This window comes from Wolbachia endosymbiont of Cylisticus convexus (genome assembly GCF_003344345.1).
Genome location: NZ_QPIP01000203.1, coordinates 1 through 1806 on the forward strand (window position 1 = coordinate 1; position 1806 = coordinate 1806).

The window sequence follows — 1806 nt, forward strand, 5'->3', positions numbered from 1 at the left end:
TGTTGAAAGTGTCATAAGAAGAAGATAAAAGAGCTATTATTAAAGAAAAATGGAGGCAATAATGGATCAAATAGAAAGAATACTAAACTTAACTAAAAGACGAGGATTTGGAAAGACTAGGAAAATCAACAGAGGTAGATAAATGTAATACTAAGTTAGTTGGTAAAATAATATTTAAAGGCTTAATGAAGCTAATATTAATGGGTCAGAAAACAAGCTTAAGAGCACTAGAAATGGTAATAAATAGGTGTGTGATAGATAAAAATGATGATAAAAGTACAGTTACATACAGTGGCTTATCGAAAAGGTTAAAAGTTCTGATTATTTTAAAGGTGTATATATCGATTTAATAAACAAAGTGGAAAAATTATTGCCCAGAAAAACGTCACATAACTTACATAGATTCGATTCAACAATTATAAATTTATCAGGGTACCTTATAAAAGATGGGTTAAAAATAGGTGGTAAAAGCAATGACAGTCAAGTCAAAGTAAGCGTTGGATTAAAAGGCCAATTACCGACGAGTATAAGATTTTGTCAAGGGCAAGAAGAAAGTAGCGAAGATATAGCGCTGGTTAGAGCAATTAATGAAGCTAAAGTTAAAAAAGAGGATATTTTATTGTTTGATAGAAGGATTGCAAAAGTTGCAACTTTCACTGAGTTTGACAAAAAGGAATACAAATTTATCACAAGAACATACTTAAAAAGAAGGTACTGCGTTATAAGAGAGAATGAAATTACGCAAAAACAACAACCAGATGGATCGGAAATTTTGGAAGATAATATAGTGAATCTTTACAGCGGAAGCAGAGCAATAGCAAGTACGACTAATAAAAATTAAAAATAGAACAGAAGATGAAATATGGTTTTTGACCAACTTATTTGAAATACCGGCTTATGAGGGAATGTTCAAAAAAGTGTGTCAAGCCGCATTTTTAGTTCAACTCAATTTTCAACCTATCTGGAAAGAAAATATCAAGTTGAGACATAGTTAAAGCCCAATTAGGGAGAGCCATAATCCACTTTTGCTCTACCTTTTTTATAGCACAATATACCTGTTTGTACAAGGCATTTGTACTAGTAAATGAACCCTTAGTTTTAGTAAATTTCCTGATTTGTCTATGCAACCCCTCAATTGGATTAGTGGTGTAAATCAGCTTCCTAACTGGCCCAGAATACTTAAAATAACTGGATAAGTTTTCCCAATTGTTCTGCCAGGATTTTATAACTAAAGGATACTTTTCTCCCCATTTTCCTTCCAGCTCAAGCAGATAATTCTCAGCAATTTCTTTACTTGAAGCACGATATATTTTTTTCAGATCATTCATGAAAACTTTCACATCTTTACTGGATACATATTTCAGAGAATTTCTTATTTGGTGTACTATACATAGCTGCACTTCTGCACTGGGAAATACACTGTTGATGGCTGCAGGAAAGCTTTTTAGCCCATCTACACATGCAATCAGAATATCTTCTACTCCTCTTTCTTTGAGGTTATTTAGCACTTCCAACCAAAAGTTAGCTCCTTCACTTTCAGCCAAATAAAAGCCCAGGACTTCTTTTCTGCCATTTTGGTCTATGCCCAATATATTGTACATACATTTACTTACGCAATGTCCATCCTCCTTGACCTTAAAGAACATCCCATCCATAAATACTATCGGGTATACTGATTGCAGTGGACGACTACGCCATTCATTGATTATAGGCAGTAATTTGTCGGTAATACTTGATATCTCTGCTACCGATATTTTGTGATCATAAATTTCCTCAACGTGTGACGCTATATCTCTATAGCTCATA

Annotated in this window: 3 protein-coding genes; 2 read left to right on the forward strand and 1 reads right to left on the reverse strand. The window is 33.5% G+C overall.

Annotated elements, in window-relative coordinates:
- Positions 1-107 precede the first annotated feature (107 nt).
- Positions 108-350: a hypothetical protein gene (locus tag Wcon_RS10410; protein WP_114516947.1), complete on the forward strand. Its 243-nt coding sequence runs from the start codon at positions 108-110 to the stop codon at positions 348-350.
- An 8-nt stretch (positions 351-358) separates the two neighbouring features.
- Positions 359-841 carry a hypothetical protein gene (locus Wcon_RS10415; RefSeq protein WP_114516948.1) on the forward strand — a complete coding sequence of 161 codons (483 nt, stop codon included), beginning with the start codon at positions 359-361 and terminating at the stop codon, positions 839-841.
- A gap of 94 nt (positions 842-935) precedes the next feature.
- On the opposite strand, the gene Wcon_RS10420 is transcribed toward Wcon_RS10415, so the two are convergent.
- Positions 936-1806, reverse strand: an 871-nt coding sequence (locus Wcon_RS10420; RefSeq protein ID WP_114517979.1) for an IS256 family transposase, incomplete at its 5' end; no start/stop codon positions are given.